This is a genomic window from Proteiniphilum sp. UBA1028 (assembly GCF_002316955.1).
Classification (GTDB): Bacteria; Bacteroidota; Bacteroidia; order Bacteroidales; family Dysgonomonadaceae; genus Proteiniphilum.
Genome location: NZ_DCEN01000047.1, coordinates 36001 through 37254, shown reverse-complemented (window position 1 = coordinate 37254; position 1254 = coordinate 36001). Strand labels below are relative to the sequence as shown.

The following is a 1254-nucleotide window of genomic DNA, read 5'->3' as shown; positions in this document are numbered from 1 at the left end:
TTGATGGTGGTGTAGATGGCAGTAGGCCCGTCTGCTCCTCCGATAATACCCATGGAGGCCGCCTCAGGCAACGAATAGCCCATCAGTACCGCAAGGATGACCACCGTAAAGATACCAATCTGTGCCGCACCACCAAAGAAGGCTAGTTTCAGGTTTCTCAGCATCGGACCAAAATCGGTCAAAGCCCCCACTCCCATGAAGATGACGGGAGGGAGAATACCTGACTTGATAAGAGAGTAATAGAGAAAATTAATGATGCCATACTTGGATGCTATCTCGGGCAGGTTCATCAGGCTTCCGTCAGGATTCACAACCATGTTACTCTCGACAACCGCCAGCCCTGCACCGGGGAGGTTCGCCAGAAGTACGCCAAACCCAATGGGCACCAGCAACAAGGGCTCATACTGTTTAAAAATACCCATATATAATAGCATCCCGGAGATGACCCACATCAGGACAGTGCCCCAGTCGACAAGACCAAAGCCGGTTACTTCCACTATGTTAGAAAAGAATTCACCCATCATGATTGCATTTTAATAAGTATGTCATCTTCATCTACGGAATCACCGTTGGCGAAACAGATCTCTGTCACCACACCATTTTCTTCGGCAGCGACAGCATTGTATGTTTTCATCGATTCAATGTATCCGACGATATCGTCTTTTTTCACGGTATCCCCCACTTTCAGCGGAGTCTCCGACGAATCTTTGGTAAGAAAAAATTTTCCCTCAAGCGGCGAAATCACCTCTTTCACTTCTCCGCTGGACGACGGAACGGGTACCACGGGCTTTTGCACGGAGGCTGACATGTCTGTCTGTACGGCAGATGCGGAGGCTCCGGCAGTTTGGGTACCGTTACTTTCTCCATCGGGGTATGAAATATTTACCACGTACTCCTCGTTGTCGATGGTCACCACCAGTCTTTTTGGCTGAAAACCGTTTCCATTGACTGCCGCGTCTACCGGAACGGCAGGGGCTGACTGTGCGGCCTTTTCTGCTTTCCGCTTTGCCAGATCTGCCTCGAAAGAGCGTTTGGCATCACCCGATTTGTATGCTCTGTATTGTTCGGGATGCATGGCCAATTCAAACAACTCTTCGTCGTCCTGACCCAAATCCCAGTTCTTCTTTTGCATCTCAGCCCTGAACTCGTCCAGCTGATCGGGATAAAGATCCTGCGGGTTGCCGGTATAAAACTCACGTCCCTGCTGCTTTGCCAACTCCACGATTCCGGTAGAGGGTTCCCCCGGAAGCTTGC

Annotated in this window: 2 protein-coding genes; both read right to left on the bottom strand. The window is 50.4% G+C overall.

The genetic code is table 11. The features are described 5' to 3' along the window. Window positions 1-521: sodium ion-translocating decarboxylase subunit beta (locus B3Z75_RS08270; RefSeq protein ID WP_294069936.1), on the bottom strand; the 521-nt coding region annotated here is incomplete at its 3' end. Next, a partial coding sequence (locus tag B3Z75_RS08265) for an acetyl-CoA carboxylase biotin carboxyl carrier protein (protein WP_294069933.1) occupies window positions 521-1254 on the bottom strand: 734 nt, incomplete at its 5' end. The genes B3Z75_RS08270 and B3Z75_RS08265, both read right to left, overlap by 1 nt.